Below are 25,199 nucleotides of genomic sequence, written 5' to 3' on the forward strand. Positions count from 1 at the left end.
GGGTTGGCATGTTCGCCACCCTTGGCAGGTTCGTGACCAGGCACCACCGCGCCGTGCTGATCGTCGCGCTGGCGCTGCTGGTGCTCGGCGGGCTGTGGGGGAGCGGGGCGCCGGGGTCGCTCAGCGGCGGTGGCGGCTTCGATGATCCGAACAGCGCGTCCGTGCACGCCGACCAGCTGCTCGCCGGCCCGCTGGGCCGCGACGTGAGCGACGTGGTCGCCGTGTACTCCAGTCCTACCAAGACAGTTGACGATCCGGGCTTCGCCCAGCCGGTGCAGCGGGCGCTGGCCGCCATCCCGCGCGGCGACGTCACCCGACTCGACTCGTACTGGTCGACCCACTCCGCCGACTACGTCTCCAGCGACCGGCACTCGGCGTACGCCACGCTCCAGCTGCGGTCCAGCGACGACCAGGAGCGCGTCAAGGAGCTCAAGGCTATCCAGAGCTACTTCAACGCGCCCGGCGTGACGGTGCGGCTCGGCGGCATGACGCCGATGACGTCCCAGGTGAACGCACAGAGCGCCAGCGACATCGTGCGGGCCGAGGCGCTGTCGCTGCCGGTGCTGCTCCTGCTGCTGGTGATCATCTTCGGCAGCCTGGTCGCCGCGTCGTTCCCGCTGGCGATCGGCATCCTGGTGGTGATCGGCTCGCTGGGCCTGCTCCGGTTCGTCACGATCTTCACCGACCTGTCCACGTTCGCCATCGAGATGGTCAGCGTGCTGGGTCTCGGCCTCGCGATCGACTACGCGCTGCTGATGGTCAACCGGTTCCGGGAGGAGCTGCGCGGCGGCCGGACCGTCGATGCCGCCATCGAGCGCACCGTCGCCACCGCTGGCCGCACGGTCGCCTTCTCCGCGCTGGCCGTCGCGACATCGTTGCTGGGCATGCTGTTGTTCCCGTCCCGCTTCCTCCAGTCGATGGGCTACGCAGGCGTGGCGACTGTGCTGCTCGCGGCCGCCAGTTCGCTGACCGTGCTGCCGGCGCTGCTGAAGTGGGCCGGGCCGTGGGTGGACGCGCTGCGGATTCCGCTGCCGCGCTGGCGCACTCCCGCCGACGAGACCCAGGGCCGGTGGTACCGCGTCGCCAAGACCGTCATGCGGCGGCCGGTGCTCAGCGCCGTCGGCATCGTGCTTGTGCTGGTCACTCTCGGGCTTCCCTTGCTGGGCGCGAACTGGGCCCGTCCCGGCGACTGGGTGCTGCCCGTCAACGCCGACGCCCGCGCCGTCACCCAGCAGCTGGCCACCCAGTTCAAGGCCGATCCGGCCAAGGTCATCACCGGCGTCGTCGAGCTGCCCGGCTCGGTGGGTGCGGCGTCGTCCGCGGTGCGGGACTACGCCCAGCGGCTCGCCGCCGTGCCCGGCGTGCACGGCGCGTCCGTCACCGGGACGTACGACAACCTGGCGCGGATCTCCGTCGGCTACGCCATGGATCCGCAGTCGCGGGAGGCCCGTACGCTTGTCGAGGACCTGCGCGCGCAGTCCCCGCCCACCGGCGCCACTGTGTCCTTCACCGGCATGCCGGCGTCCCGTGTGGACATTGTGGACATGGTGACCGCGCGCCTGCCGTGGATGATCCTCTTCGTCGCCGTCGTCGCGTTCCTGGCCCTGTTCCTGGCCTTCGGCTCCGTCGTCCTGCCGCTCAAGTCACTGCTGCTGAACCTGTTGTCGCTGTCGGCGTCCTTCGGCGCGATCAAGCTGATCTTCCAGGACGGCTGGCTCTCCGGCGTGCTCAACTTCGTGCCGGTCGGGGCGATCGACATCAACTTCCCGGTGCTGATCGTGGCCATCGCCTTCGGCCTGTCCATGGACTACGAGGTGTTCCTAGTGTCCCGGATCCGCGAGCAGTGGGCCCGCGGCGGCGACGGCGAAGAGGCCATCGCGCTGGGCGGGCAGCGCACCGCCCGCATCATCACCAGCGCCGCCCTGTTGCTGGCCATCGTCGTCGGCGGCTTTCTCACGTCGGGTATCACCTTCATGAAGATGATCGGCGTCGGGCTGGTGATCACCGTGCTGGTCGACGCCACCATCGTCCGCGGCCTGCTCGTGCCGGCCACCATGAAGCTCCTGGGCCGCTGGGCCTGGTGGGCACCGGCCCCGCTGGCTCGCTGGTGGTCCCGCCACGGCTTCGTCGAGGGCGACGACGACCGGCCAGCCCCCGTCCCCGACTCCCAGTCCGCCCGCGTCTAATCTTGAGTTTTAGAACTGGTTTCAGAATGACGCCGTAGAAGGTGGCGTCCTCTTTGTACGACAGCTCGCTCGACGGAACGGGCTGGTGTGGTTTGTCGAGCGAAGTAGCCCGAAGCGCGGGGGGGATCTTCGACCATGTTTGGGTGTCGAACAACCCCGAACCACCTGTCGAGGATCCGAAGGTCGTCTCGGACCCTTGGACCCCGGTCTACCTTGATCGAAAGAGCGTACTGCCGATCCCGCAGATCCGTGCCGCCCTGGAGGAGTTCTGCAGGGTCGGGACCGGTGACCGGCCTGAAACGATCGGCTGGGTCCACGGCCACATGAACGGGATGCGCATGGAGGTTGAGGGATAGCAGCGGCGCAACCTGGTGTCGAATTTCTAGGAGCGCAGGTGCCGCGAGCGCACCCACCGGCCACCGGCATGGCAGTGTCCGTTGCTCTGTAAGGGATTCGCTACCACCATCCCCTACACGCCGGTACGACGGCGACGGGCGCGAACGGCGACGGGACCACCAATGGGCGGCGAGCTCATTGCCACGAGCTCCCCACCACTCGCCCACAGCCGGCCTGCCTCTAGGGGCAGGCGGCGATACCAGGACGCGGTGCACCTAGGTGCATGCCTCAGGATCTGCCGCCATGCGAATCCTCCAGGTGATCACCCTGCTGCTCGTCGCCGTCGCGACCGCCGGCTGCGCCCAGTCCACGCCCGCCGACGTGGCCGCCGGCGCCCCCAAGACGACCACGTCGTCGTCCCCGACCGCTTCCATCGACGCCTGCAAGTACCTGAGCCAGGCCGACGCCGGCGCGATGTTCGGCGAGGCCGTCAACGCCGGCGCGCCCTCCACGGCCATAATCTACGACCACGGCTGTACCTTCACGGCCAGCTACGCCAGCCATGGTGCGCTCAGCGTGCACGTGTTCGACGGCCCGGACTTCACCCAGGTGTTGTCGGGCTTCAAGTCCATCTATGGTGACTCGACGCCGGTCGCCGGCTACCCCTATCCGGCGCTGCGGTCAGCGAACGGCGCTGTGTTCTCCGCGCAGGGCGGCAGCCGCGCGTGCACCGTGATGATGGTGATCAAGAACCCGAAGAATCCGGACGCCTTCGTCGCCAGCAGCGGCGAGCTGTGCAAGAAGGTGCTGGCGGGTTGACGCCCATAGCGTTCACTACAGCGCCACGGCGAGCGGCGCCGACAACTCAGCCACGATCTGCATCTGCCCCATGGGCCCGACCTATGGAAGATCTACTCGTGACAGGCCGCGACCCGCTACGGCAACGGCACCTCATGGCAGTCGCCGGCCGTCACGTAGGTCACGATCCATTCCACGATCTGTATGTCGCGATCCGCGAGACCCGCGCAGCCTGTGGTCCGCGCCGCACAGCGGTAGGGGAGGAACCTACGGCGAGGACAGCGTGGAGACCAAGGTCAGGAACGCCATCTGCCTCGGCACCGTCACCCTCGCCGCCGCCCAGCACTCGATGCTCACCGACCTCCGCGCAGAAGGTTCTGGGCATCGGCTGACAAGCGAGGCAACCGCCGTTCATAGCGGTGCACCGTCCGGCGGGGGAGCTTGCGCGAGTTCGCACTTGTCGACGCATCGAGCCAACTGGCTTACGGTCGACAGTTGTTCCCACGCGGTCTGTTGATCGAGTTGGTCTGCTTGGTGCGCCGCGGGATTGCGGATGATCATCTGGACGCCGGGGGCGAACAGCCGCAGACCGCTGTTCATCGTGATCACGTCCCGATCGTTCGGACTCCCCGGCCATCGCAGCCGAGGCTTGCCAGATTGGGGCTCCTTGTCAGAGAACGTTTCCTGCCACAACGCGGTTTCCGAGATGTCGTTGCGGCCGGTTCGCTTCTTGACCATCAGCACGACCGCGTCGGCGGCGGCCGCGACGGCCTGGCGGAAGTGCCCGTCACGCCATAGCGGCCCGGCCGCATCCGACACCGTGGGGTGCAGCGCGTCGATACCCACCACGGGCGGGTGCTGAGCTGGCACCTGCGCGCTCAGGCTTTCCAGTCGGCTGATCGCCTGGTCGCAGGCGCCGAACACATCGGCCGCCGTGAACAGCGGCTTGGGCCGGGTGATCGTCTGCCAGGCGGTGATGGGGTCCAGGACCCCGACCTCCTGGACAGTGATACCGATATCGACAACCGAGGACGCGTTGGCGGCGAGCCCGGACGCCCGCGCGACCCTTTTCGTCCGCTGCGCGATCTCAGTCCGTCGAGCCCCTTTGCGGGGCGTGATCGCGGGCAGGATCCCCGGCGTCGCGGGGCTGCTCTCCTCGTAGAGCTTCAGCAGGGCCACCAGCGCCGACCGGAACTCCTTGACCGCGCCGATGAGTGACCCGAGGTTGTCAGGTCTCGTCCGTGCCTCAATCACCAGGTGATCGTCGCATGCTGGTGCGCGCGGGTTAGACCAGATGCGAGCCGACTACGGCATTCACCCAGAAGGTGAGCGATCCACTGTGGCCACGCGATAGACAGCGTTCGTGGTTCGACGCGGTGCTGGCGCGGGGATCACCGGCAGGGGTAGCACGCGGCGACCGCCAGCAACTGGCTGGTTGGCCTGCGTTTTTGCTGAGCTGCCGGGGAGGATCGGGCCAATCATCGAATCCACCTGCTGATGCTGCAGCTACCTGAAGTGGTGACGTGCGCACGGTTTGTGTGCTCGAGGGTGCTCAGACCCGGGTACGTCACATGCGGTGTGGATGCCACGAGAGAGTGTCCGAGGCCGATCTTGCACGCTAACTACACGGTTCCTCTTGCCTGACCCCATGTGACGGCCACGGGTGAAACCGTCCCGTGTGACCCCGGTGTGCGTAGGGCCGTCCCAGTTCTGGGACAGCCTTGCGCGGCTTTGACCTGCGGGAATGCTGTTCCGACTGTCGGGACAGGTTGCTGTATACCCGTCCCACGCGCACCTGTTCGTACGTCGGCATGCTTGCCGCTTGACGGCAGCCGTGTGGCTTCTCCGCCTGCCACTTGAAGTGCTGAAGGCGTGAGATGGCAGCGGGGCCCGGGCTTGGGGTTCGATGTCCCGCAGAGTCAGGAATCTTCTGACCAGCCGCTTAGCAGATCTTTGTTACTGGGAGGGCGGGAACTGTCAGGTTAACGTGCCGCATAGTCGAGGGCCCGGGGTGTCCAGTGCCGGCTTTACGACTGCCAGCAGGCATGTTGGAGAACGATACGACCGGAGTCCGGCGATTAGATGTGTTCGGCGTTGACAAATGACGCTTGCTGAAACCATCGGATAGGAAGGCGCATAGCTTGCTGGCGATGCTTCTGTGATCTCTTTGTCAGCGCTGGTGGGCGGCGGTAACGGATGTCCCCTGGTCTTGATTGCAACGATCTCATCACGGAAGTGAGCTGGCCGTAACAATGGATGACACACGTGCGACGTCACCGAAAACTTTGACACGCGAGTTGGCGAGGGAAGACCTTCGACATGTCTGGCTTCAATCTCGACGCACTTGGCGACAATCAGTTTGAAAGTCTTTCGCAAGCGCTTCTAAAGGAGGTCATAGGCAACGGTACGATTACCTTCGGCGCTGGGCCTGACGGTGGGCGGGAGGCCACGTTCTCGGGGACGGCTCCGTATCCGTCAAAAACCGAGACGTGGGATGGTGAATGGATATTTCAAGCGAAGTTTCATGACACTAACTTGCTGGGGGTCGAAAAGGCGCGCAAGAAAGTACTTGCCGACCTTGAAGGAGAATTACAGAAGATAACGCAGAAGTACAAGAGAAGGTGTGACAACTATATACTTATAACGAATGTACCTCTAACTCCTTATCCCGATACTGGAACTCTTGACAAGATAATCGAACAAATCTCACCAAAGTATCGAAAGCTTGTCAAGAATATCCATGTTTGGGGTTTTGACGACGTTAGCAGAATGCTTGAAAAGTATGTCGGCGTCAGGACGTCCTATCTACACTTGATTGTTCCTGGCGATGTGATAGCAGAGCTTCTTGCAGAGCGCAAGGAGCGACTTAGTGAGCTCGCAATCACGGTGCAGGCATTTCTAGCCGGAACATTCAATCGTGATCAGTACGCTCAGTTAGAGCAGGCTGGCGATGTAAAGGACCCGGTGCGCATTCAGCAGGTATTCTTTGAGCTGAATTCTAGACTTGAGGTCGGTGCGCCTGTTGGGGTCATAACGCGCGAGGCGGCCAGCCGCTTTGGTGACCTACAAGTGCGTATTGGAGATTATGCGGCTTATCCGACGCTTCGACTGTTACTTACCGATTCCTTGCAAAGAGTTGTTCTCGTTGGCGGCCCCGGGGAAGGGAAGTCGACGATTGGCCAGTATCTTGCACAGCTGCACAGGGCTAGTCTACTCGGAAAAGACATTGCAATAAATCCGCTCTATTTACCTCTCATTCCGCGGATACCGCTGCGCGTCATCCTTCGAGACTTTGCGCAGTGGCTCGGTGAAAATAGTGATGCCGAGCAGAAATCTTTGCAAAGCTTGGACGAGTATTTGTGTGAACACATTCGGCAAAATTGCAGTCGAAGCATAGATGCGCAAGCCCTGCATACCGTCATTAGGGCGAATCCCACGTTGCTGATCCTCGACGGTCTCGACGAGGTTACCGACCCTGCACTGCAGAAGCTTCTGCTTGATCGTGTCGAAGAGTTCACGCAAAGATGTGTCGATGTTCTACGCGCAGATATGCAAGTTCTAGCGACGACTCGCCCCACCGGTTACACGGATCAATTTGACCCACATAGATTCCTTCATTTGAGGCTGACAAGCCTTGAGTCGCCCCAGATTCGCGACTACGTGAACCGATGGATCGCTGCGCGAGACCTTGAGTATGGCAAAGCTAAGAGGTTGCGCGAAAATATCGAGGAGTGTCTTCATGATGAGCAGATTCGCCCATTGATGAACACGCCGCTGCAGGTGACGATCCTTGTCCTAATCATCTCTAATGGAGGTACCCCGCCTAGGCAGCGTGAGGCGCTCTTTGACGAATACCTTGAAGTGATCTATAAAAGGGAAACGGCTAAGGGGAGGAACATTATCAGCTCCAATAAGGAGCTGTTAATTGGGTTGCACAAATACATAGGGTACATTCTTCATGAAGAGTCCACGAAGGCTTCAGCAACGAAGTCTTACCTTGAGCGAAAGAGCTATGAAAGGCTAGTTTCGACCTATCTGAAGCACTTTGATCCGTACAGCTCCAAGGAGACGCGCGACAAGCAGTTTAATGGAATTACAAAGGAATCAAACGAGCGACTCGTGCTGATCGTTGAGCCGCACAAGGATGCATTTGGATTCGAGCTTAGATCGTTGCAAGAATTTTTCGCCGCATGCCATCTAGCCGACACATCAGTTGACACCAATCAACGATATTCTCGTTTCGAGAAAATTGGCTCACTTACCCATTGGAGAAATGTAGCACTATTTTTCGCCGGCCGAGTTGGTAGAAGCTTTTCGGGCGAGTCGGCTGGGCTTATCGAAGTCTGTCGCGATTACGACACACGCATGCCGGACGTATTTGTTCGACGAGGCAGCCTGCTCGCTCTTGAACTGGCGGTCGACAAGGCGTTTGGGCCAAACCGGCGCCTTCAACGCAGCTTGCTGGAAGTTGGCTTAAGAATACTTGAAACCGATTTGTCGCTACGGAGAATGTCGATCGTTTCCGAGTTAATTATGAGGCTCCCTGAGGAAGACTTACACGACCTCGTTGGGCCACTGCTTATGGAGAAGGTTAATACCCTCGCGCCTCAACGGCTTGGTAACGTGTTGTACATGTCGATGAAGGTATCAAAAGAAGCTGACTTGATAAATGTTGCGGTATCGAAGATGAAATCGGGAAATGATACCGATTATTCGCTCTTGAAGAACTGTCTGACCAGCCCGCAAAGAGTATCGCTTGAGGCCGAACGTGTCGCCGAGATATTCGAGAAAGTTGGTATTGAGCGGGTGTCGGAACTCGTGGTCGCGGATGGACTGGGGAGCATTGGCGATTCTTTCAGGGCGCTAGCTAATGCGAGCAATAGTGCCACTACGGTAGAGCTTGCAAAGCGGACAATTTCAATGCTGTCTCCTTCGGTGGCCATTTCCTTGGTAGAGGGTGAAGCCCTTACGGAGGAGGTTAAGAATACATGGCCAAGCGATGTCGGGTTGGCGATAATACAGGCTTTTGCTACGCTGATCTACTTTCTCGCACCACGCTATAGTACATTTCGACGGTCGCAATTGAGGGGCAATGTGAAATCCGTCGAAGCGGGAGATCTACATATCCCGCACGAGGTGATCGCCGGTCAGATCGATCGATATTGCCGCAGTATGGCTCTGGCTCCTGGGCGGCCGGAGGTGGCGGTTTTTTGGGTCGTGCACCTTGCGCTAGGGAAGCCCACCCGCGGTACTGTGAGGAAATGCGTCAGCTACTTTCAGGAGACTGGAAATGATGCATTTGTCTGCGCAGTGACGATGGCAGCAAGTTCTAACCGGTGGGTCATTCCCGACTTTCTGCGTGGGGTCGCGCTTCAAGGCGGCCATCCAAACTTAGGCGAGCTTTACCGAGTAGTTGCTTCGTTTTCGGGTACTAATGGACGTATACGCTTTAGTAAGCATGCAGAGGCCGTATGGCGTTACTTCGTTGACAGTCCAAAGAATGGAGTCCGTCAAGCGATCAGATTTGCGCTTGGTCTCGACGTCCAGCTAGATAAGTTCGTTTCATTGGAATTCAAGCAAGCGTTCGTCCTGGACGATTTGCTTCTTTCGACTGTCCTTCAGGATTCCGGTCCGCAACGCGGCGTCGACTGTAGGGTGGAGTGTGGGGAATTAATTGAGAGGTTGCGTACAGGCGCGCCCTTTACGCAACTAGTCGCAGCGTTTCTTGACCGAAGCTCGCTTGTTGTTGGTAATAAGTCAACCGAATGGCGCGAAATTCGAGTTAAATATCTGCATTATTTGTTAGCAAATCTCGATGGCGAACTCTCAAAGCAAGCCCTATTTGGATGGCTCGCTGACGGTCTAGCAAACGGCGAAGTCGAACGCGATCTAATGTTGGACTGCCTTTCGTGCATTGGGCGCATGGAACTTCATTCTCGGCTAGGGCAAGTCGTGGTTAGGGGGTGGAATCGGAAAGGCTGGCAAAAGGTGGTACGTAAAATGCTGGAAGTCTACGTCGACTCGACGATGGATATGGATGTCCGTCGAGGAGCCGGCAGGACAATCGTGAGGCTCTGTGAAACCGCGGCCGGCCCTGTGCCGATGCAGTATCGAATAAGCGGAACTGCAGTGCGTTTTTCCGGCTTTGCCGATTTGCATCGAAGCATAATAATGCTTAATGATCTTGATCATAGAAAGGTTTGCACTGCTCTTTTTCTGGTGCGATATCCGCAGGGGTACAAAGATTGGGAGTTGCTGAAGGCTCTGTTTGTGGAGATCGATGACTTAGGTCAGATGGATATGCTACGCAATCTAGGCAGTCGGATCCTTGCGGATCACGGCAGAAGAATTCAGTGGATTGAACTGCTATGTGAGCTAATTCCGTTGGTTTCGTATTCAGAACTTAGATCTGAGATGGTAGAGTGGCTTGAGATGCTTCAGGCGATGGAGGAGCAAAGCCTTCGCGCTTTTGAGGACGACCTAGGGCTTCCGCTGCAAGATGTGTAGCGAATACAAGCGAGTCTCGTGTGCGTTCGTACGATGTGGCGAAATGAGTCACAACAGTTCGGGACAGCGGTTTCTGGACTCATGGAGTCGGATGATCGGTGGCAGACCGAAGCCGGACGCTGGGCAGGACACGCCCGCGCGCCGAGCGAGAGTGACGAGCATGTCGTGACCGGGCGACAGCACGGAGACGGGCTCGGGGTAGATCTCTTCGACGTTGACCTTGAACCAGCGCTGGCGCCCGCCGATCGTCGCGAACACCATCGTGGTGTGCGTATGGCCGACCGCGGGGGGATCTGCCGGGTCGGTACCGTACGCGTGAGTGTCGCTGCGGTTGATGTGTTCGCCGATATGCGCGCATAGGGCCTCGGCGGTCAGCGGGTGCTGGGTGTCGGTCATGTCGGGACTCCTCCGAGTGGTCGTGGTGGTGGCTCGGAGGTCAGGACCGCGCAGCAGGAGGCGGGTCGCCGTGATGCCCAGGGCGAGGTGGGTGTCGGTGCGGGACAGGCTGACGGTGGTGGCGATCCCGCCGAGCTGATGGACGAGGGCGCGCACGACGTGTGCTGTGGACGGACCACCGTGCCAGTCGAGGGCGCAGACACCGGGGTACTCGGGAGAGGTCGTGACCTCAGGCGGCTCGGGAAACAGTCGAAGGCGGCGCAGGATGGCGCTGGCAACTGGGGCGTGAGGCTTGGCGTGTTCCAGCTTCAGTTCGACCGGTCGTAGGGGAGTTGGATCATTTCCTAGCCACCGCAAGGGGTTCTGCGGTGGTTCGATCTCGTCGAGGGCATCGTGCCAGCTGCGGTAGCTGACGGCCGAGAGGACGAGCGACGCCTTCGGGATGCTGTGCAGGAGATACAACTCAACGTGGCGGCGGTGGACGATGGCGCGGAGGCCGGGGATGCCGTGGAACGTGCCGTCGTGGTGTTCGCATGGCAGCAACTCGCGCAGGAGCGGGGCCAGGCCTTCGGGCTGGATGTGCAGGGCGATGTGGTGGGAGCGTGGGCGGACCATGCGTAGCAGCGTGGGGTGATGGGAGCCGGCGCGGCTGACGGCGTCGAGGACAGACGCTTCGAGGTGCTGCTGGGCGTAGCTGGCGGCATCAGGGATTACCGCAGAGCGGAGGCGCTGCGGGAGCGGGTCGGTGTGGGTGCCCTCGAAAGCAGCCTTCAGCAGGGCGCGGTCGTCGGCGTCGAGGGTGGCCAGGCGGGCCTGGATCTCCGGGATGATCGCGCTCCTGGTCTCGCCGGTATAACTGTGGCGAAGGTCTGCCATGCGGTTGGTGAGGGAAAGGCTGTGCGGCATGGCGACCTCGCGGAGTTGGCGCAGGGGCCGTGTACCAGGGTCGGGGCACCTGGCGCACGGCCCCTGCGGGTGTCCGGCGGCGCTTGAGGCGGCGCGGAGGCCACGCCGCCGGACGGCTCGGGTGACCGGGTGGAGCGGTCCGTGTCAGACTGAAATCACCATGTCATCAGCGCGTCGTCAGCGGAACGATCTCCGGGCGACATGAAGGCGACCTGGGACGACACGGCTGGCGCGGGGACGGGAGGTCTGAGGTGCGCACCTTCCGGACGGTGCTCGAACAGAGGATCTGGGAGCGGCGGCAGACGCTGGAGGAGTTCGCGGAGTACGCCGAGACGTACGCCCGCGAGCAAGGCGAGCCGGGGACGCTCGGTGTTCGGCATCTGCAACGTCTCGTCGCCGGGCGCGGGCCGAAGGGGCGGCCACTTGGGGCGGTGCGGCCGGCGACGGCGAGACTATTGGAGAGCATCCTCGGGGTCAGCGTTGACGAGCTGCTGGAGCCGCCCGAGGTCGGCCGGGGTGTCGAGATGCCGGTGATCCGGGAGGGCTTCGATGCGGTGTTGGAGCGGTTCGACGAGTACGCAGGCTGGGCGCAGGGGACAGCTGAGCGCAGGGTGCGCGGCAGCGTGGTGGGTGAGCGATCGGCGACCCGCCGGAACGTCGGGCGAACACAGTTGACGGGCGCGCTTGCCGAGTACTACGCCGAGCCGCCGCCCAGGCATGTTCTGTACGGCATTCGTTGCGGTGCAACGGAAGTTGTGACGAGCATCGTGACGCGGCCGGGGTGGCTAGGTCTCGCGTGCGCGCTTGGCGAAGGCGATCAACTGGCCTTCGTGCCTGAGGTGCCGGTTACGCGTCGGTGGCGCGACGAAGTCAGCCTGGGCGCGGCGGTGCAGCGGCTCGCGGAGGTAGCCGGGGCGGGGGTACGGATGACGGACGTGCCGCTGTACCGTCTGGTCGAGGTCGACGCCCGACTGGGGAAGATCACGGGGACGGTGACGGCGACGAGCTTCGTCGAGTACGCGCTGACGATGGATCTGCTGGAGCGCGAGCTCGTCGATGCTGTCGCGTCGAGAGCGTCGGCGATGCCGTTGCGGGACAGATACTTGCCGGACCTCGCGTCCACGTTGGACATCTCCGGCCGGTTGTGCGCGGGAGGAGTGCTCGCGCTGTGCGCCATCGCGAGGCCAGCGGATCGGTACCGAGGGCCGGCCGACTACGCGCTCTTGGTGCAGGAGCGGTCCGGGAACGTGCTCAACGCGGCGGGTCGGCTGGCGGTGATCCCGAAGGGCTTCCACCAGCCGATGAACGACGTGCGGGCCGACGCGCAGATCGGCGTGACGCTGCTGCGGGAGCTGGAGGAGGAGCTGTTCGGCCGGGGCGAGGTCGACAGCACCGCCGGTACTCGGCGTGTTGCGGTGCCAATGCATCCGGGGCGGGTGTCGGAGCCGATGCGGTGGTTGCTGGAGGAGCACGACCGGATGCGGATGGAGTGCACCGCGTTTGGGCTGAATCTCGTCAGCGGGAACTACGAGTTCGCAAGCCTGATCGTCATTGAGGATGACGAGTTCTGGGCGCGGTACGGCGGGCACATCGAGGCCAACTGGGAATCGGCGGGGCTTCGGGTGTACTCCAGTCTCGACCGCGAGCTGCTGACCGAGCTGATCTCGGACGAGAGCTGGAGCAATGAGGGCCTGTTCGCGTTCTGTGAAGGGCTTCGGCGCTTGGCTCAGCTTGGCGGCGAGCGCGTGAACGTGCCGACTATGGAAGCGACGGCCAGCGGACGGTGATGACGACGGCGTCCGTCAGCGCTTCCCAGGAATGGTCAATGCCCGGACCCCAGGTGACGTAGTCGCCCTGCCGTTCGAGGACGATGCTGCCCTCGGTCAGGTCGAGCTTGAAACGGCCTTCGACGAGTAGAAGCAGCGTGGTGCGCTGGTCGTCGGAGGTCCACTCGGGGCGCTTGTCGCCGGCCGGGTGGGTGCCCCACTTGACTTCGACGTCCTTTGTCGAGCGGACACCTGTTGCCGGGTCCATGAAGTGACCCAGAATCCAGCCGCGGTTCTCCGAACCCTCGTCGGCGGCATTTCCGTGGTGCCAGTTGGGGGCCACTACTGCACCTTCCACTCGATCGTCGGCATGTCCACGCGCGACCCGCCGATCTCCGCCAGCCGTCGAAGTCCTTGCAGCAGTGCGAAGAGTCCTTCGTTGCTCCAGGCTACATCACTGATCAGCTCGGTCAGCAGTTGGGGGTCGAGGCTGGAGTATTGGTGCAGGTTCGATGATTCCCAGTTTGCTTCGATGATTCCGCCGTAGCGGGTCCAGAATTCTTCGTCTTCGATGACGATCAGGCTCGGAAACTCGAAGTTGCCACTCACGAGGTTGAGGCCGAACCCGGTGCACTCCATGCGCAGGCGGCCGGGCTCGTCCATCAGCCAGCGCATCGGCTCGGAGAGCCGGCTCGGGTGCATCGGGTCGGCGCGGCGGTCGTCGGACACCGTGTTGTCGATGTCGTCGCGGCCGAACAGCTCCTCTTCCATCTCGCGTCGGAGCGTGGCGCCGATCTGGGCGTCGGCACGGATGTCGTTGATGGGCTGGTGGAAGCCCTTCGGGATGACCGCCAGGCGGCGGGCGGCATTGAGCACGTAGCCAGAGCGTTCCTGGACAAGCAGGACGTAGTCAGCGTCTCCACGGAACGGGCTCGCTGGGCGTGCGATTGCCAACAGCGCGAGCGTGCCGCCAGCGCACAGCCGGTCGGAGACGTTGAGCACGGACGCGAGATCAGGCAGATACCGATCGCGGAGCGGCAGCGAGCCGTGTAGCGGGGTATCAGAGGCCAGGGCGTCGACGAGTTCGTTTTCGAGCAGGTCCATCGTGACGGCGTAGCCGACGAAGCGCGACACACCGGTTTGCCCGCCGATTCGACCCTTGCGGACGTCGATGTCGAGCAGGCGGTACAGCGGCATGTCGACGAGACGGGTACCCATCGCCAGCGTCTCGGCGAGTCGCTGTATCGCTCGGTCAGTGGCGTCCTCGGTCAGCGAGGTGGTGGCGTCCTCGGCGGTTCGGACGACCGAAAGCCGGTCGTTCGCTGCGACGAGCGGGCAGGCGAGATCGAGCCAATCGGGCTGAGTGAGAATGCTCGTGGTGGCAACCGAATCGTCGTAGGTGGCGCTGTACGTGCCATACGGCGCGGTTCGGGTGCCGTAGTAGTCAGCGAGAGCGTCGGCGATTCGCCGTTGATCCACTCTCGCTCGGCGGCTTCCCCGATCGCGGAGTGCCTGGATGTCTACCCTGCTGAGCCGGGCCGCCACGCGGGCACGAGCCGTGCCCGGCTCCCATCCTGCGTGGTGGTCGAGCCAATCGAGCCCAGCGACGATGTTCGGGTCCGCGGTGAGGCGCTGTTCGGCACCGCTCGGCGCGGTGGATGGACCAGCCGTGAGCTGGGCGAAGCGTACCTTGGCGGCCGGCTTGGCGTTCTCCAGAGCGGTGTCGAGAACCTGCTGCATGCCGGTCTGCGGCTTCGTGCTGGGCTTCTGGTGCCAGTCGGCAACCGTACGGACGCCGATGCCGAGATGCGCGGCGAACGCGTCATTGCTCATCTGCAACGCGGCCTGAAGCGCACACGCCGTCTCGCCGGTCCAGCTCACCGAATCCATCGGTCACGCGCCCCCAAGAATAGACTTCGCACTGCTTTCGCGCTGGTTTCGCATCGCTTGCGCATGGTTTCCACTGTGGATTCGCAGTGGAATTGCTGGCATGCGAAACACGGAAACCAACGGCCCGGTCCTACTGATCCGGGCGGACGTGGTCGATGACCGTCGAGATGCCGGACTCGATGCCGTCGAGGCGCTCGGTGATCTCGGCCAAGCGCTGTTCGAGAGCGTCGAGCCGGGACCACAGGGTGTCGCCGGCGTCTGCCACGGGCTCATCGGCCTCGGGCGGCCTTTGCCCGTGCAGCACGGCTTCCAGGTGTTTGGGGTGCCAGCCGAGGGTCGTCGACAGCGACTCCAACGTCCGCGGACTGCGGCGCCGCTCGACGGTGTGGTGCTGTACCTCGCGGACGATCGCCTGCGAGACGTGCGACCGCTCCGCGAGTTCGCGCTGACGCCATCCGAGCTCATTCACGCGCTCGTTGATGGCCTTGGCGACTGCCGCCCAATCCTCAGACACCCATTCCTCCGCGCTCCGCCTCAGCGCCGAGATTAGCGGCTCCACGTCGATCGGCTGCATGACACGGCGGCGGTTAGCGAAACGCGCGCTGATGTGCGCTGATTTCAACAATATACTGCTGAAACCATCAGACTTTCCCACCCAAAGGACATTCTCATGCGCACTTACATGCCCAAACAGACCTACTACTCCGTCCGAGAGGCCGCGTGGGTCCTCGGCATCGAGCCCTCGACCGCATCGCGGGCCGTCCGGCTCGGCAGCCTGCGGACCGTCCGGCGGCGCGGCCGGCTCGTCGTTCCGGCGGCGGCCGTGGCGCGGCTGCTCGGTGAGCCGTCCGGAGGTGCCTCTTGACGGATGACCGCTGGTTGATCGTGCTCGCCTGGCAGCTTGATCGGCTGCGGTGGGTGCCAGACGAGGTGCTTGACGAGGTCGTGCGGCGCGATGGCACTTGCATGCACGCAGGCGTCGAGGGCGAGCCGGATTGGAACGAGGAGCACCTGACCGACCGGGCGCTGGCGGCGCGGCTGTGCGCGGGCTGCCCGGTCCAGGACGAGTGCCTGGAGCTTGAACTACGAACGGCCGGCGAGCACACGGTTGGCGTGTGGGGCGCGCTCGTGGAGGACGACCGGCGGGCGCTGCACTGGTACTGGCGTCAGCGGGGCGAGCGCGCCGAGGGAGGCTCCCGATGACGCTCAGTCTCACGCCGACGCAGATCATGGCCGGTGTCGGTGTCCTTTTGGTCCTGGTACTCGCGTGGCGGGCTGGTTCGCGACGAGCAAAGGCAGCGGCTGAGGCTGCACGCACGGGGGCGCGGCTGGTCTCGCTCGTCGGGCGAGTGCTGTTCACGGCGGCGCTAATCGTGGTCGTGCAGTGGATCGTGATCACGTACAGCGGCGGCAGCTGGCTGACGCTGGCCACGCTCGGGTTGCCGGCGCTGTTCGCTGCCCACACGTTGACACGCGCCTTGACGGTGACGACGTCCGAGCCACGTCGCCGGGGCGGTGGTCGACGGTGAAGGATGTCGATCGGCTCTGCTGGACCGGGATCCTGCTTGGGCTGGCGTTCACGATGACCAACGTTCAGCAGTTCGCGGCCGCAGGTTCGCCGTTGTGGTCGCTGGCGTGGTTCGCGGCCTGGCTGCTCGACCCGATGGTGTCGCTGGTGCTGCTGGCCATTCTGCGGGCGGAGCAGGTGGCCGCTCGGCGGGGAATCCGGATGGGCGGTTGGGTTCGTGCCGCGAAATGGTTCACGCTCGGTGCCACGTACGTCATGAACACGTGGAGTGCGTTCGAGGTCGGTTCGCCGGCTCTGGTGGTGCTGCACTCGGTGCCGCCGTTAGTGGTGTTCGTTGCTGCGGAGGCGGTGACCGAGCTGCGCGACAAGCTCGGTGTGGCGTTCACGGTGCCGTCGGTGGAGCCGGAGCGTTCACAGACGCGGCGGACGTCGTTCGCGGATTACCTCGCAGTCGCGAGGGCTGCGCGGACGGCGGAGGTCGAGGTGACTCCGGCGTGGATCCGCGAGGTCACGGGGTGCTCGCGCGGGTTGTCGCCTCGGCTGGCGGCGGCATTGAGGGCCGAGTCATGAGCGGCGGGGAGACGTTGCCGGTGCCGGCGGATCCGGTGTTCGAGGGTGAGTTGGTCGGCGACGACGTGCCGGTATCACGACGGCCGGTGCAGCACCGGTTCATGAACTGGTGGATGCGTTCACGGCGCGTGCCAGCGGCACTGAAGTCGCGGAAGGCGGCCGAGCAGGCGGCTCGTGATGCGGTCGCGTGGGTGGTGCGCTTTCCGTTTCGGTTCGCCGGAGCTGTTGGCCGGGGTGCGGTGCTGGCGGTTCGTGGGTGGCGGCGTTGGGTGCGCGTTCACGACTACCGCGAAGCTGCCGAGCAGTCCGAGAAGCTGGCGGACAAGTTCGTGGAGATCCGGGCGCTGACGTTGTTCCGGTGGAAGGTGACCGGCCTCGTCGTAGTGGCTTCGGCGGCCGTGCTGGTCGTGGTCCACCTGCTCTACGGCGAAGTGGCGCTTTGGTGCGCGGGCGGCGTTGCGGCCATGGCGTTGGCGGTGACGGGTCGACGGAAGGACGGTTCACCGGGGCGAAAGCCGGTGCTCGCCGGTCCGCGGACGCTCACCTGGACGATGGATCCGCAGGTGCTCGTCGATGCGTTCCGGGACGCGAAGCTGATCGGCAAGGACGAGTCGCTGCGGCTGGTCGAGCGAGCGGCGCGGGTCGGTGATGGATGGGCAATCACCGTCGACCTGCCGGCGACGCGCAAGGCGGCCGACGTGATCAAGCATCGGGATGCGCTCGCGTCAGCGTTGGCGGTGGACGAGGTGCAGCTGATCGTCGAACGGGTCCGCGGCAAGGGTGGCCACGCTGGTCGGGTGTTCCTTTGGGTGGCTGACGAGGATCCGTACGTCGGTCCGCCGCTGCGTACGCCGTTGGTCGAGGTCGAGTGGTGGGATGCTTGGCGGCCGGTGCCGTTCGGTCGGGATGCTCGGCAGAGGCGGATCGATCTTCCGCTGGTATGGACGTCCCTTCTGGTCGGTGCGATTCCTAGGCAGGGCAAGACGTTCGCGACTCGGCTGGCGGCTGCCGGGCTGGTGTTGGACCCGTACGCGCGGCTGTACGTGTTCGATGGGAAGGGCGGCAAGGACTGGGAGGCGGCCGAGCAAATCGCCTACCGGTTCGTGTGCGGTGACGAGCTGGTTCACGCCGAGGCGGTCCGTTATCATCTCGTGGAACTGGTGGCAGAAGTCCAATCCCGCTACGCGCGGATGGCCACTTTGGACGATGAGGTCTGTCCGGAATCGAAGATCACGCCGACGATCTCGCGGGACCTGAGTCTGGGGATGCCGATCACCGCGGTGGTGATCGATGAGGTTCAGGTGTTCCTGGAGAACCCTACGCGGGAGCAGATCGGCGGCAAGAAGACGACGCTCGGCGAGTACATCGCGGACCTGCTGGCGTACCTGGTCCGGAAGGGGCCGGCGGCTGGGATCGTCGTCATCCTGGCGACGCAGCGGCCGGACTCGAACACGATCCCTTCGCGGCTGCGGGCGGTGCTGGGGTCGAGGTTCGCACTGCGGGTGATGGATTGGCGGGACTCGAACATCGTGCTCGGCGAGCAGATGAACACCCGCGGATATGACGCGTCCACCTTGCTGCCGAGTCACAAGGGCGTCGGGATCCTACGGCCGGACGGCGAGACGGACGCCGGTGCCGATGTGCTCGCGATGACCGTGCGGACGTACTACATGCCGAACCCGGAGTGGCGGGCGATCTGTGCTCGTGGGCGGGCGCTGAGGGAAGCGGCCGGGACGCTCGCCGGGCACGCGGTCGGCGACGACGAGCGGCGGGCGATCGACTCGGCGGCCGTGGTCAAGGCGCTCGGTGCCGGTCAGCAGGTACAGCGGCCGGTCGAGCTGCCGGAACCGTTGGCATCCGTCGTGCGGCTACTCGGCGCGGAGTTGGACGAGCGTGAGTTCGTGCCTACCGCCGAGCTGGTCGAAGCGTTGGACGTCGAGCCGACGGCATTCGGACGAGAGATGGGCGAGCTGGGATGCCGGCCGATCCGGCAGTACGTGCCATCCGACGACGGGATGCGGCGGGTGCGCGGCTACATGACGGCGGAGATCAAAACCGCTGTTGAGCGGCTTACGGCTGATGAAATCGGCTCTGCCGGTGATCAGGCATGAGTGACGATGAGGAGAGGATCGTTGTCCGCGTACCGGATGAACTACCTATCCTGACCAGGCAGGTGAGCCGGATACTGCTTGCCATACTGGTCGAGCTGACCGAGGTCGAGGTCCTGGACGGACCTCAGGGAGGGGGTCTGAGTGACTGTTGAAATCAACAGTGACCCGTGGGCGACGCTGGACGAGTTGATGGGCGTCGAGGTTGTGGACGCGGTGGACAACGGCATCGGATCGCTGGCGTTCTACGGCCGGTGCTCGACGGAGGACAACCAGGACCCGGAGACCTCGCACGGCTGGCAGGTGGGCAACGCTCGGAAGTTCGTCGAGCCGCTGGGCGGCTCGGTGACGGCCGAGTACTTCGACATTGGGCAGTCGCGGTCGGTGCCTTGGGAGCGAAGGGAGAACGCGTCGAGGCTGCTGGCCGCGCTGAAGGATCCGCGTAGGGGCTGGAATGCGGTCGTGGTCGGCGAGGGTACGCGGTGCTGGTTCGGTAACCAGTTCTCCCTGATCGCGCCAAGGTTCGAGGCTCATGGCGTCGAGCTGTGGGTGCCGGAGCTGGGCGGGAAGTACGACTCGCGGAACCCGTCGCACAAGATGCTGATGAGCGTGCTCGGCGGGATGAGCGAGTCGGAGCGGCAGCACGTTCAGGCTCGTGTCCGGGCCGCGATGGATGCTCAGGTGGTCAACGAGGGGCGGCACCAGGGTGGCCGGGCTCCGTATGGCTACGTCGTGGTTGATGGCGGTCCGCATCCGAATCCGCGCAAGGCAGCCGAGGGGTATCGGCTGAGGTTGCTGGCGGTTGATGAGTCGACGGCGGAGGTCGTGCGTCGGATCTTCGATGAGTACCTGGAGGGGCTGGGCGACCGCGCCATTGCGCACGGCCTGAACCGGGATGGCATCCCGTGCCCCTCGGCGCAGCGGCCGGAGCAGAACCGGCATCGGTTGGCGGATGGCTGGCAGGGCAGCACGGTGCGGGCGATTCTGGAGAACCCGCGCTACACGGGCTATGCGGTCTTCGGGCGGTGGACGAAGCGCGAGACGTTGTTGGACCCGGACGACGTCGCCGCTGGACACGTCGTGAGGTTCCGGCGTGCGAGTCCTGATCGGGTTGTGCGGTCGCGGCGTCCGGCGCACCCGGAGATTGTCTCGGTGCCGGTGTTCACGGAGACGCAGTTGCTTCGTCGGTCGCGGGCGGCCGGCGGTATGCGAGGTCGGGCGAAGCTGGAGCGGACTCGGACGAGCGGGACGCGGCCGTATCTGCTGCGGGGCTTGGTCGTGTGCGGGATCTGCACCCGAAGGATGCAGGGCGCGACGGTTCGGAAGATCAATACCTACTACCGCTGCCATGCACGTACGCTCGCGCCGGGATCGGCGGCGCTATCGGATCATCCGAGGACGGTGAATCTGCGGGAGGACGTTCTCCTGGATCCGTTGAATGAGTGGATCGGGCGGCTGTTCGACCGGGCGAATGTTGATCGAACTGTTACGGCGCTGATCGGTTCGCAGGAAGGCTTGAAGGGCGCAGATACACGGTCTGTGGCCGAGAAGCGATTGGCCGATGCGGAGACTCGACTACGGCGGTTCCATGCGGCGATCGAGGCGGGCGTAGACCCATCGGCGCTGGTGGACCCCATAAACGAGGCGCAGGACCAGCGAGCTGCGGCAAAGGCTCAGTTGGAGGGATTGCAGGCTCCGAACCTTATGACGGAGGCGGAGGCATACGCGAGGATCGACTCATTGGGTGACGTCGGAAAGACGGTGAAACAAGGAAGCCCTGAGAACCTGAGTCGGCTCTACCGGGCTTTGCATCTTCAGTTGAACTATCACCCTGTGGAGCGGGCTGTTGACGCCACGATCTCCGTGCGTGTAGTTAGCGAGTGTGTCCGAGGGGGGACTTGAACCCCCACGCCCTTGCGGGCACTAGCACCTCAAGCTAGCGCGTCTGCCATTCCGCCACCCGGACCGGGTTGTCTTGCTGACAGGGAAGAGACTACATGATCGTCTCGGTGGATCCCAAATCGGGGGGTGGGGGAGGGGGTTTGTGCAGGTGGGGGGCTAGGTGAGGGGGAAGACGGGGCCGCGAGCAGGGAAGGGGAGTCGGGCGGAGGCGGGGATGAGGTATGCGTGGGGGCGGCGTACGCGGAGGACGTCGCAGGCGGCGTCGGTGATGATGAGGATGGGGGCGTCGGGGGGAAAGTCGGGGGCGCGTTCGAGGAGGGTGACGCCGGGCTGGAGGACGGTGCCGCCGCGGCCACGGACGCGAAGGCGGCTGGAGAGGGCGGCTGCGGGGAGGTAGCCGGCGTCGTAGGCGGCGGCGTCACAAAAGACCACGCGAGCGGCGGGGACGTCGCGGGAGGCGGCGTACGAGGCGATGGCGCCGAGGGCCTTGCCGAGCAGCGCTGGCGACATGGTGCCGGAGGTGTCGAGCACGACGCCGAAGGTGTGGCGGGGAACCTCGGAGAAAGGCCGGAAATAGCCCGGTCGGGGGATGGAGGGGCTGGCGGCCTGGCGGCGGGAGAGCCGTGAGTACGAGCGAACGGGCACCAGCGACGGGACGTGCTCATCGAACCACCGCGCCAGCCGGACATCCCAGGGCAGGGGAGGGTGGGCCAGCGCCCGAATCTCCTCCTCGAGACCGGCGGGCACCAACCCGCGCCCCTGCCGGTGGTACTCGAGCCCGGTGGTGAGGGCCCGCCGGTAGAAGTCCTCCAGATCGACGGCCCCGACCCGGTCGGGCCGATCCCACGGCAGCCGCTGCGAACCACGACGGGCCACGGAGGACGGCTCGGAAAGCCAGTCGCCGAGGACGTCACCGGAACTGACACCGCCGAGGGTGAGCAGTTTTCGCCCCCGCCGAAGATCGGTGACGAGGGTGTCGTAGACGGACTCGGCGGACAGCCCGGCGAGCCGCTGATCGTGCAGGGCGCCCTCGGGAATGTGCCCGACGCCCATGTCGACCAGCCAACCGTTGACGACGTAGTCACACGCGACGTTCCACAGGTAGTGGTCCCGGCCGTCGACCCGAAGATCGTGACGGAGAGCGGCATGGAGCATCTCGTGGGCGAGCACGAACCGCCATTCCTCGGGGCTGAGCCGAGCGTGCGGATTGATGTACACCTCGCCATGAGTGGCGCTGACGGCGGCGATGCGAATGCCGTACGCACGGGAGATCTCGGGGTCGTCGACGAGCGTGAGCCCGGCGGCGACGGCGCCGAGCAAGGGGTAGGAGGAGACGAACCAGGACAGCGCCCGGTCCCACACGTGCTGGCGTCGCAGGGCCTGGCCGCTAGAGGAGGCGGCGTCCTCCAGGGACGCGTTGGCGGCGTCTACGAGGCCCTGAGCGAAGAGATCGGTCCAGTACGAGGGTTTGCGCCCACCCGCCACGAAGTACATGCAGGTCCCGGAACCGCCTGTGCCGCAATGGAGAAGCGCCGGCGGCACACCGGTCAGACGCCACCGTTCGATGAGGCTCTCCTCGTCGCCGCCGGGCATCTCGGGCAGCCAGATCGGCGGCCGGCCGACCCGCACGACGTCGGAGAATCGGTTGACGGCGACGCAACAGGCGGCGTCGTGGACGCGGTCGGCAATGCCCTCGATGTGGCCGAGACCGAGGTGCAGCAACAGGTGCGCGAACGCCCAGGCCCACTCGACGGGCTCGCCGGACATGGCGGTGTTGACGCGGATCCGGCCGTCGTTGTCGACCACCGCCCAGCCGCCGCCGAGCGATCCGGACAGGTCGAGGCTGACCCGAGTGGCGAGCGAGGCCAGCACGACGTGGCCGCGGACGATGGCCCAACCGTCCTTGATCGCCTTGTGCTCCTCCTTCACGACCCGGCCCGCACGGCGACCAGGCGCGGCATGTCCCGCGCGGCCTCGATGAGGAACCATGACGGCAGTGCCGGGCCGTCGCCCTCGGCGATCACCAGCTGGGCGATCTCCAGCGAGATCTCGGCCAATTCGACGAGCAGAGCCTTGGCGCGGAAGGCGAACTGGCGCACGCCGGCAGAGGCGTGCCGCTTGTCGGCGGGCAGGTCCTTGGCGAGCCGGCCGCGGAAGGTCTCGGCGAGGAAGTACAGGACGTCCCGATCGGCCGGGTCGGCGGGCCACCGGGCGTCGCCCTTGAGCACGGCCTCCAGGTCGTAGGCGTGCCGAATCGTCTTGAGGTACGCCAGAAATGCGGCGGCATGGGTGGGCGTGAGGGTGGCGTACGCCAGCAGCCCGAGGACATCCTCGCCGACAGTGCCGTAGGACAGCAGCGTGTCGGACAGCATGTGCCACGACCGCGGCGTGGAGAACGGCTCCTCGGTCTTCGGCGGCGGGCTCCACAGGTGATCGGGCCGCTGCGTGAGGTACTCGACGATCCACGGGTGGATGCCGTGCGCGGCGGCCCACGTGAGCCAGTCGTCGGCGGAGGCGCGCAGATGGACGTGCACCAGGCGGTTGACCAGCGCGGACGCCATCGGCCGGGCCAGCGCCTGGTCGGTGGCCCGGTTGCCGGCGCCGATCACGACGGAGCCGGCGGGCAGTGAGTACGACCCGATCCGGTGGTCCAGGATCAGCGAGTAGAAGGCCTTCTGCACGTCCGGTGAGGCGGCGTTGAGCTCGTCCAGGAACAGGCAGTACGGGGTGTCGCGGGCGATCATCTCGGGCGGGCAGAACCGGCTGCGCCCGTCCACTATCTGCGGCACGCCGATGAGGTCCTCGGGCGCGAGTTGGGTGCCCAGCATGGAAACGCAGTCCAGGCCGAGGGAGTCGGCGAACTGGCGGACCAGCGAGGACTTGCCGATGCCGGGCGAGCCCCACAGGAACACGGGACGCACGACGGCCACGTTGAGCAACACGTCCGGCAGCTGGGCCGGCGTGACCGTCAGGACGGGCTGCACCGCGACGACAACCTTTCTCGAGGAAACGCGACGCGGCCGATGATTCCCAGAAACAGCGAGGAACGCAGCTGAATTACGTGGCGTTCCAGGGCGTGACGGACTCGGTGAACACCATCGCGTCGAACGCCGTAACCGGATCGATCGGCTGCTCCGCCGAGGCGCTCATGATCTTCGTGACGCCGGGCAGCGCGGCGCCGCGGAGATCGGTGAGGTGCAAGGGAAAGCCGATCCGGGACAGCACGCCGTCGATGGTGTCCTCGCCGAACGGACCGACCTCCTCGGTGAACGTCTCCACGTGGCCGGGCGGCCCGCCGAGCAGCGGCCGGTACAGCTCCACTGTGCCGCCGCCGAAGGCGCTTCCGATGACGACGAGGTCGGACCCCAGAGTCGCGGCGAGGTGTTCGCCGACGGTGGTGAGCTTGTCGTTGATGATCGGTGGCCCCCAGTAGGGCCAGCGCTGCACGTGGCCGTTGGCGGCGCACACGACGATCCGGTCCTCGCGCCCCAGGATCCATTCGACGTTCTCGGCCATCGCGCTGTCGCGGATGTTCGCGGCCGGATACGTCCGGGTCGCGCCGTCGGCCATGGCGGCCATGAATGCGTCCATGTGCCGCGCGGTCGCGGCGCACCGGATGGCGATCTCCGCCCGCTCGGTGCCGCCGTACGCGACACGCATGGCCTGCAATCGCGCGGCCAGGGCTGCAATGCGCGCGGTGATCTCGTGCCGCACGGCCGGATCCAACGCCATGTACGCCTGAAGCGCTGGCGCGACCCACGCAACGCCGGACCGGTCGCCGGGCAGGTAGTCGAACAGCGGCAGCAGCGAGGAGCGGACCACCTTGGCGTAGGCCGGATCGACGTCGTCGAGCAGCAGGAGGCACGCCTCGATCGCCGGCACGGTGGTGCCGCTGGAACCCGGCACATCCATTCCGTAGAACGAAACCTGATGCGCTCGCATCCAGTCGAGCTGGTCCCGCATCTCCCGGCAGCGGCCGAACCGGTAGGTGATTCCGTCGCGCAGGAGCGCATCGCGGTCGCCGGGCCCGCCGTGCACCCAGTCGTTGACGGCAAGTCCCTCGGGGAAGCCGGATTCCAGCACCATGGCGCCGAATCCCATTTCCCGTACGAGGAACCGCGTCAGCCGGTAGCGCAGCTGGTGGAACTCGTGGACCCGGTGGTGGCTCTCGCCGACGGCGACCACGCGCGCGTCGCCGACGATCTCCCGCAGCGGTTCGAGGTCGCTGAAGTCCTCGTCGGCCGGGTCGAGGGTGCGCAGTGGGTAATGACGCATGCGTCAACCATAAGTTGACTCTGACGCGACC

The 25,199-nt window shown here is 64.8% G+C and carries 19 protein-coding genes and 1 tRNA gene; 11 read left to right on the forward strand and 9 right to left on the reverse strand.

Annotated features, from left to right (window positions below; translation table 11 throughout):
• Positions 1 to 8 precede the first annotated feature (8 nt).
• From BCF44_RS19235 to BCF44_RS19245, 3 genes are all read left to right on the forward strand, one after another.
• Positions 9 to 2,186, forward strand: a complete 2,178-nt coding sequence (locus BCF44_RS19235; protein ID WP_116175698.1) for an MMPL family transporter — start codon at positions 9 to 11, stop codon at positions 2,184 to 2,186.
• A 143-nt stretch (positions 2,187 to 2,329) separates the two neighbouring features.
• Positions 2,330 to 2,542 (forward strand): Imm1 family immunity protein, encoded by a 213-nt coding sequence (locus tag BCF44_RS19240; protein WP_170217614.1) that lies wholly within the window; start codon positions 2,330 to 2,332, stop codon positions 2,540 to 2,542.
• Between the two features lie 283 nt (positions 2,543 to 2,825).
• Positions 2,826 to 3,341, forward strand: a complete 516-nt coding sequence (locus BCF44_RS19245) for a hypothetical protein (protein WP_116175700.1) — start codon at positions 2,826 to 2,828, stop codon at positions 3,339 to 3,341.
• A gap of 390 nt (positions 3,342 to 3,731) precedes the next feature.
• Here BCF44_RS19245 and BCF44_RS19250 read toward each other — a convergent pair whose 3' ends face one another.
• Positions 3,732 to 4,574: a TIGR02391 family protein gene (locus BCF44_RS19250; protein WP_170217615.1), complete on the reverse strand. Its 843-nt coding sequence runs from the start codon at positions 4,572 to 4,574 to the stop codon at positions 3,732 to 3,734.
• A gap of 1,065 nt (positions 4,575 to 5,639) precedes the next feature.
• Here BCF44_RS19250 and BCF44_RS54745 point away from each other — a divergent pair.
• Positions 5,640 to 9,827 carry an NACHT domain-containing protein gene (locus BCF44_RS54745; RefSeq protein ID WP_147328540.1) on the forward strand — a complete coding sequence of 1,396 codons (4,188 nt, stop codon included), beginning with the start codon at positions 5,640 to 5,642 and terminating at the stop codon, positions 9,825 to 9,827.
• 48 nt (positions 9,828 to 9,875) lie between these two features.
• Here BCF44_RS54745 and BCF44_RS19260 read toward each other — a convergent pair whose 3' ends face one another.
• The gene (locus tag BCF44_RS19260; RefSeq protein WP_116175703.1) at positions 9,876 to 11,129 is read right to left on the reverse strand and encodes a hypothetical protein; all 1,254 of its coding nucleotides are present in this window, start codon (positions 11,127 to 11,129) and stop codon (positions 9,876 to 9,878) included.
• A 251-nt stretch (positions 11,130 to 11,380) separates the two neighbouring features.
• Between BCF44_RS19260 and BCF44_RS19265 the strand changes: the two genes are divergently transcribed.
• Positions 11,381 to 12,916, forward strand: coding sequence for a transcriptional regulator (locus BCF44_RS19265; RefSeq protein ID WP_116175704.1), 1,536 nt, complete (start codon positions 11,381 to 11,383; stop codon positions 12,914 to 12,916).
• On the opposite strand, the gene BCF44_RS19270 is transcribed toward BCF44_RS19265, so the two are convergent.
• From BCF44_RS19270 to BCF44_RS19280, 3 genes are all read right to left on the reverse strand, one after another.
• Positions 12,888 to 13,238 carry a signal peptidase I gene (locus tag BCF44_RS19270; RefSeq protein ID WP_116175705.1) on the reverse strand — a complete coding sequence of 117 codons (351 nt, stop codon included), beginning with the start codon at positions 13,236 to 13,238 and terminating at the stop codon, positions 12,888 to 12,890. The two genes, BCF44_RS19265 and BCF44_RS19270, sit on opposite strands and share 29 nt — an antisense overlap.
• On the reverse strand, positions 13,238 to 14,785 hold the full coding sequence (locus BCF44_RS19275; protein ID WP_116175706.1) for a helix-turn-helix domain-containing protein: 1,548 nt from the start codon (positions 14,783 to 14,785) through the stop codon (positions 13,238 to 13,240). Before BCF44_RS19275 ends, BCF44_RS19270 begins: the two co-directional genes overlap by 1 nt.
• 130 nt (positions 14,786 to 14,915) lie before the next feature.
• The gene (locus BCF44_RS19280; protein WP_116176007.1) at positions 14,916 to 15,299 is read right to left on the reverse strand and encodes a YceH family protein; all 384 of its coding nucleotides are present in this window, start codon (positions 15,297 to 15,299) and stop codon (positions 14,916 to 14,918) included.
• Positions 15,300 to 15,455: 156 nt separating this feature from the next.
• On the opposite strand from BCF44_RS19280, the gene BCF44_RS19285 reads away from it, so the two are divergent.
• The 6 genes from BCF44_RS19285 to BCF44_RS19310 all read left to right on the forward strand — a co-directional run bounded on the left by BCF44_RS19285 (position 15,456) and on the right by BCF44_RS19310 (position 20,893).
• Positions 15,456 to 15,650 carry a helix-turn-helix domain-containing protein gene (locus BCF44_RS19285; RefSeq protein WP_116175707.1) on the forward strand — a complete coding sequence of 65 codons (195 nt, stop codon included), beginning with the start codon at positions 15,456 to 15,458 and terminating at the stop codon, positions 15,648 to 15,650.
• Positions 15,647 to 15,988: a WhiB family transcriptional regulator gene (locus tag BCF44_RS19290; RefSeq protein ID WP_246015281.1), complete on the forward strand. Its 342-nt coding sequence runs from the start codon at positions 15,647 to 15,649 to the stop codon at positions 15,986 to 15,988. The genes BCF44_RS19285 and BCF44_RS19290 overlap by 4 nt, the downstream gene beginning before the upstream one ends.
• Positions 15,985 to 16,314: a hypothetical protein gene (locus tag BCF44_RS19295; RefSeq protein ID WP_116175708.1), complete on the forward strand. Its 330-nt coding sequence runs from the start codon at positions 15,985 to 15,987 to the stop codon at positions 16,312 to 16,314. The genes BCF44_RS19290 and BCF44_RS19295 overlap by 4 nt, the downstream gene beginning before the upstream one ends.
• Complete coding sequence (locus tag BCF44_RS19300) at positions 16,311 to 16,883, forward strand: hypothetical protein (RefSeq protein ID WP_116175709.1); 573 nt, start codon at positions 16,311 to 16,313, stop codon at positions 16,881 to 16,883. Before BCF44_RS19295 ends, BCF44_RS19300 begins: the two co-directional genes overlap by 4 nt.
• Entirely contained in the window at positions 16,880 to 18,994 is a 2,115-nt protein-coding gene (locus tag BCF44_RS19305) for a cell division protein FtsK (protein ID WP_116175710.1), read from the forward strand. The genes BCF44_RS19300 and BCF44_RS19305 overlap by 4 nt, the downstream gene beginning before the upstream one ends.
• Positions 18,995 to 19,135: 141 nt before the next feature.
• Positions 19,136 to 20,893, forward strand: a complete 1,758-nt coding sequence (locus tag BCF44_RS19310; protein ID WP_116175711.1) for a recombinase family protein — start codon at positions 19,136 to 19,138, stop codon at positions 20,891 to 20,893.
• Here the strand turns inward: BCF44_RS19310 and BCF44_RS19315 are convergent.
• The 4 genes from BCF44_RS19315 to BCF44_RS19330 form a co-directional block, all read right to left on the reverse strand.
• A tRNA-Leu gene (locus tag BCF44_RS19315) sits at positions 20,875 to 20,957 on the reverse strand. The genes BCF44_RS19310 and BCF44_RS19315 overlap by 19 nt on opposite strands.
• A 92-nt stretch (positions 20,958 to 21,049) precedes the next feature.
• A complete protein-coding gene (locus BCF44_RS19320; RefSeq protein ID WP_246015282.1) occupies positions 21,050 to 22,822 on the reverse strand; it encodes a vWA domain-containing protein in 1,773 nt (590 codons plus the stop codon).
• On the reverse strand, positions 22,819 to 23,877 hold the full coding sequence (locus BCF44_RS19325; RefSeq protein ID WP_116175713.1) for an ATP-binding protein: 1,059 nt from the start codon (positions 23,875 to 23,877) through the stop codon (positions 22,819 to 22,821). The genes BCF44_RS19320 and BCF44_RS19325 overlap by 4 nt, the downstream gene beginning before the upstream one ends.
• A 73-nt stretch (positions 23,878 to 23,950) precedes the next feature.
• The gene (locus BCF44_RS19330; RefSeq protein ID WP_116175714.1) at positions 23,951 to 25,168 is read right to left on the reverse strand and encodes an erythromycin esterase family protein; all 1,218 of its coding nucleotides are present in this window, start codon (positions 25,166 to 25,168) and stop codon (positions 23,951 to 23,953) included.
• Positions 25,169 to 25,199 lie beyond the last annotated feature (31 nt).

Origin of the sequence: Kutzneria buriramensis (assembly GCF_003387475.1) — a bacterium.
GTDB classification, from domain to species: domain Bacteria; phylum Actinomycetota; class Actinomycetes; order Mycobacteriales; family Pseudonocardiaceae; genus Kutzneria; species Kutzneria buriramensis.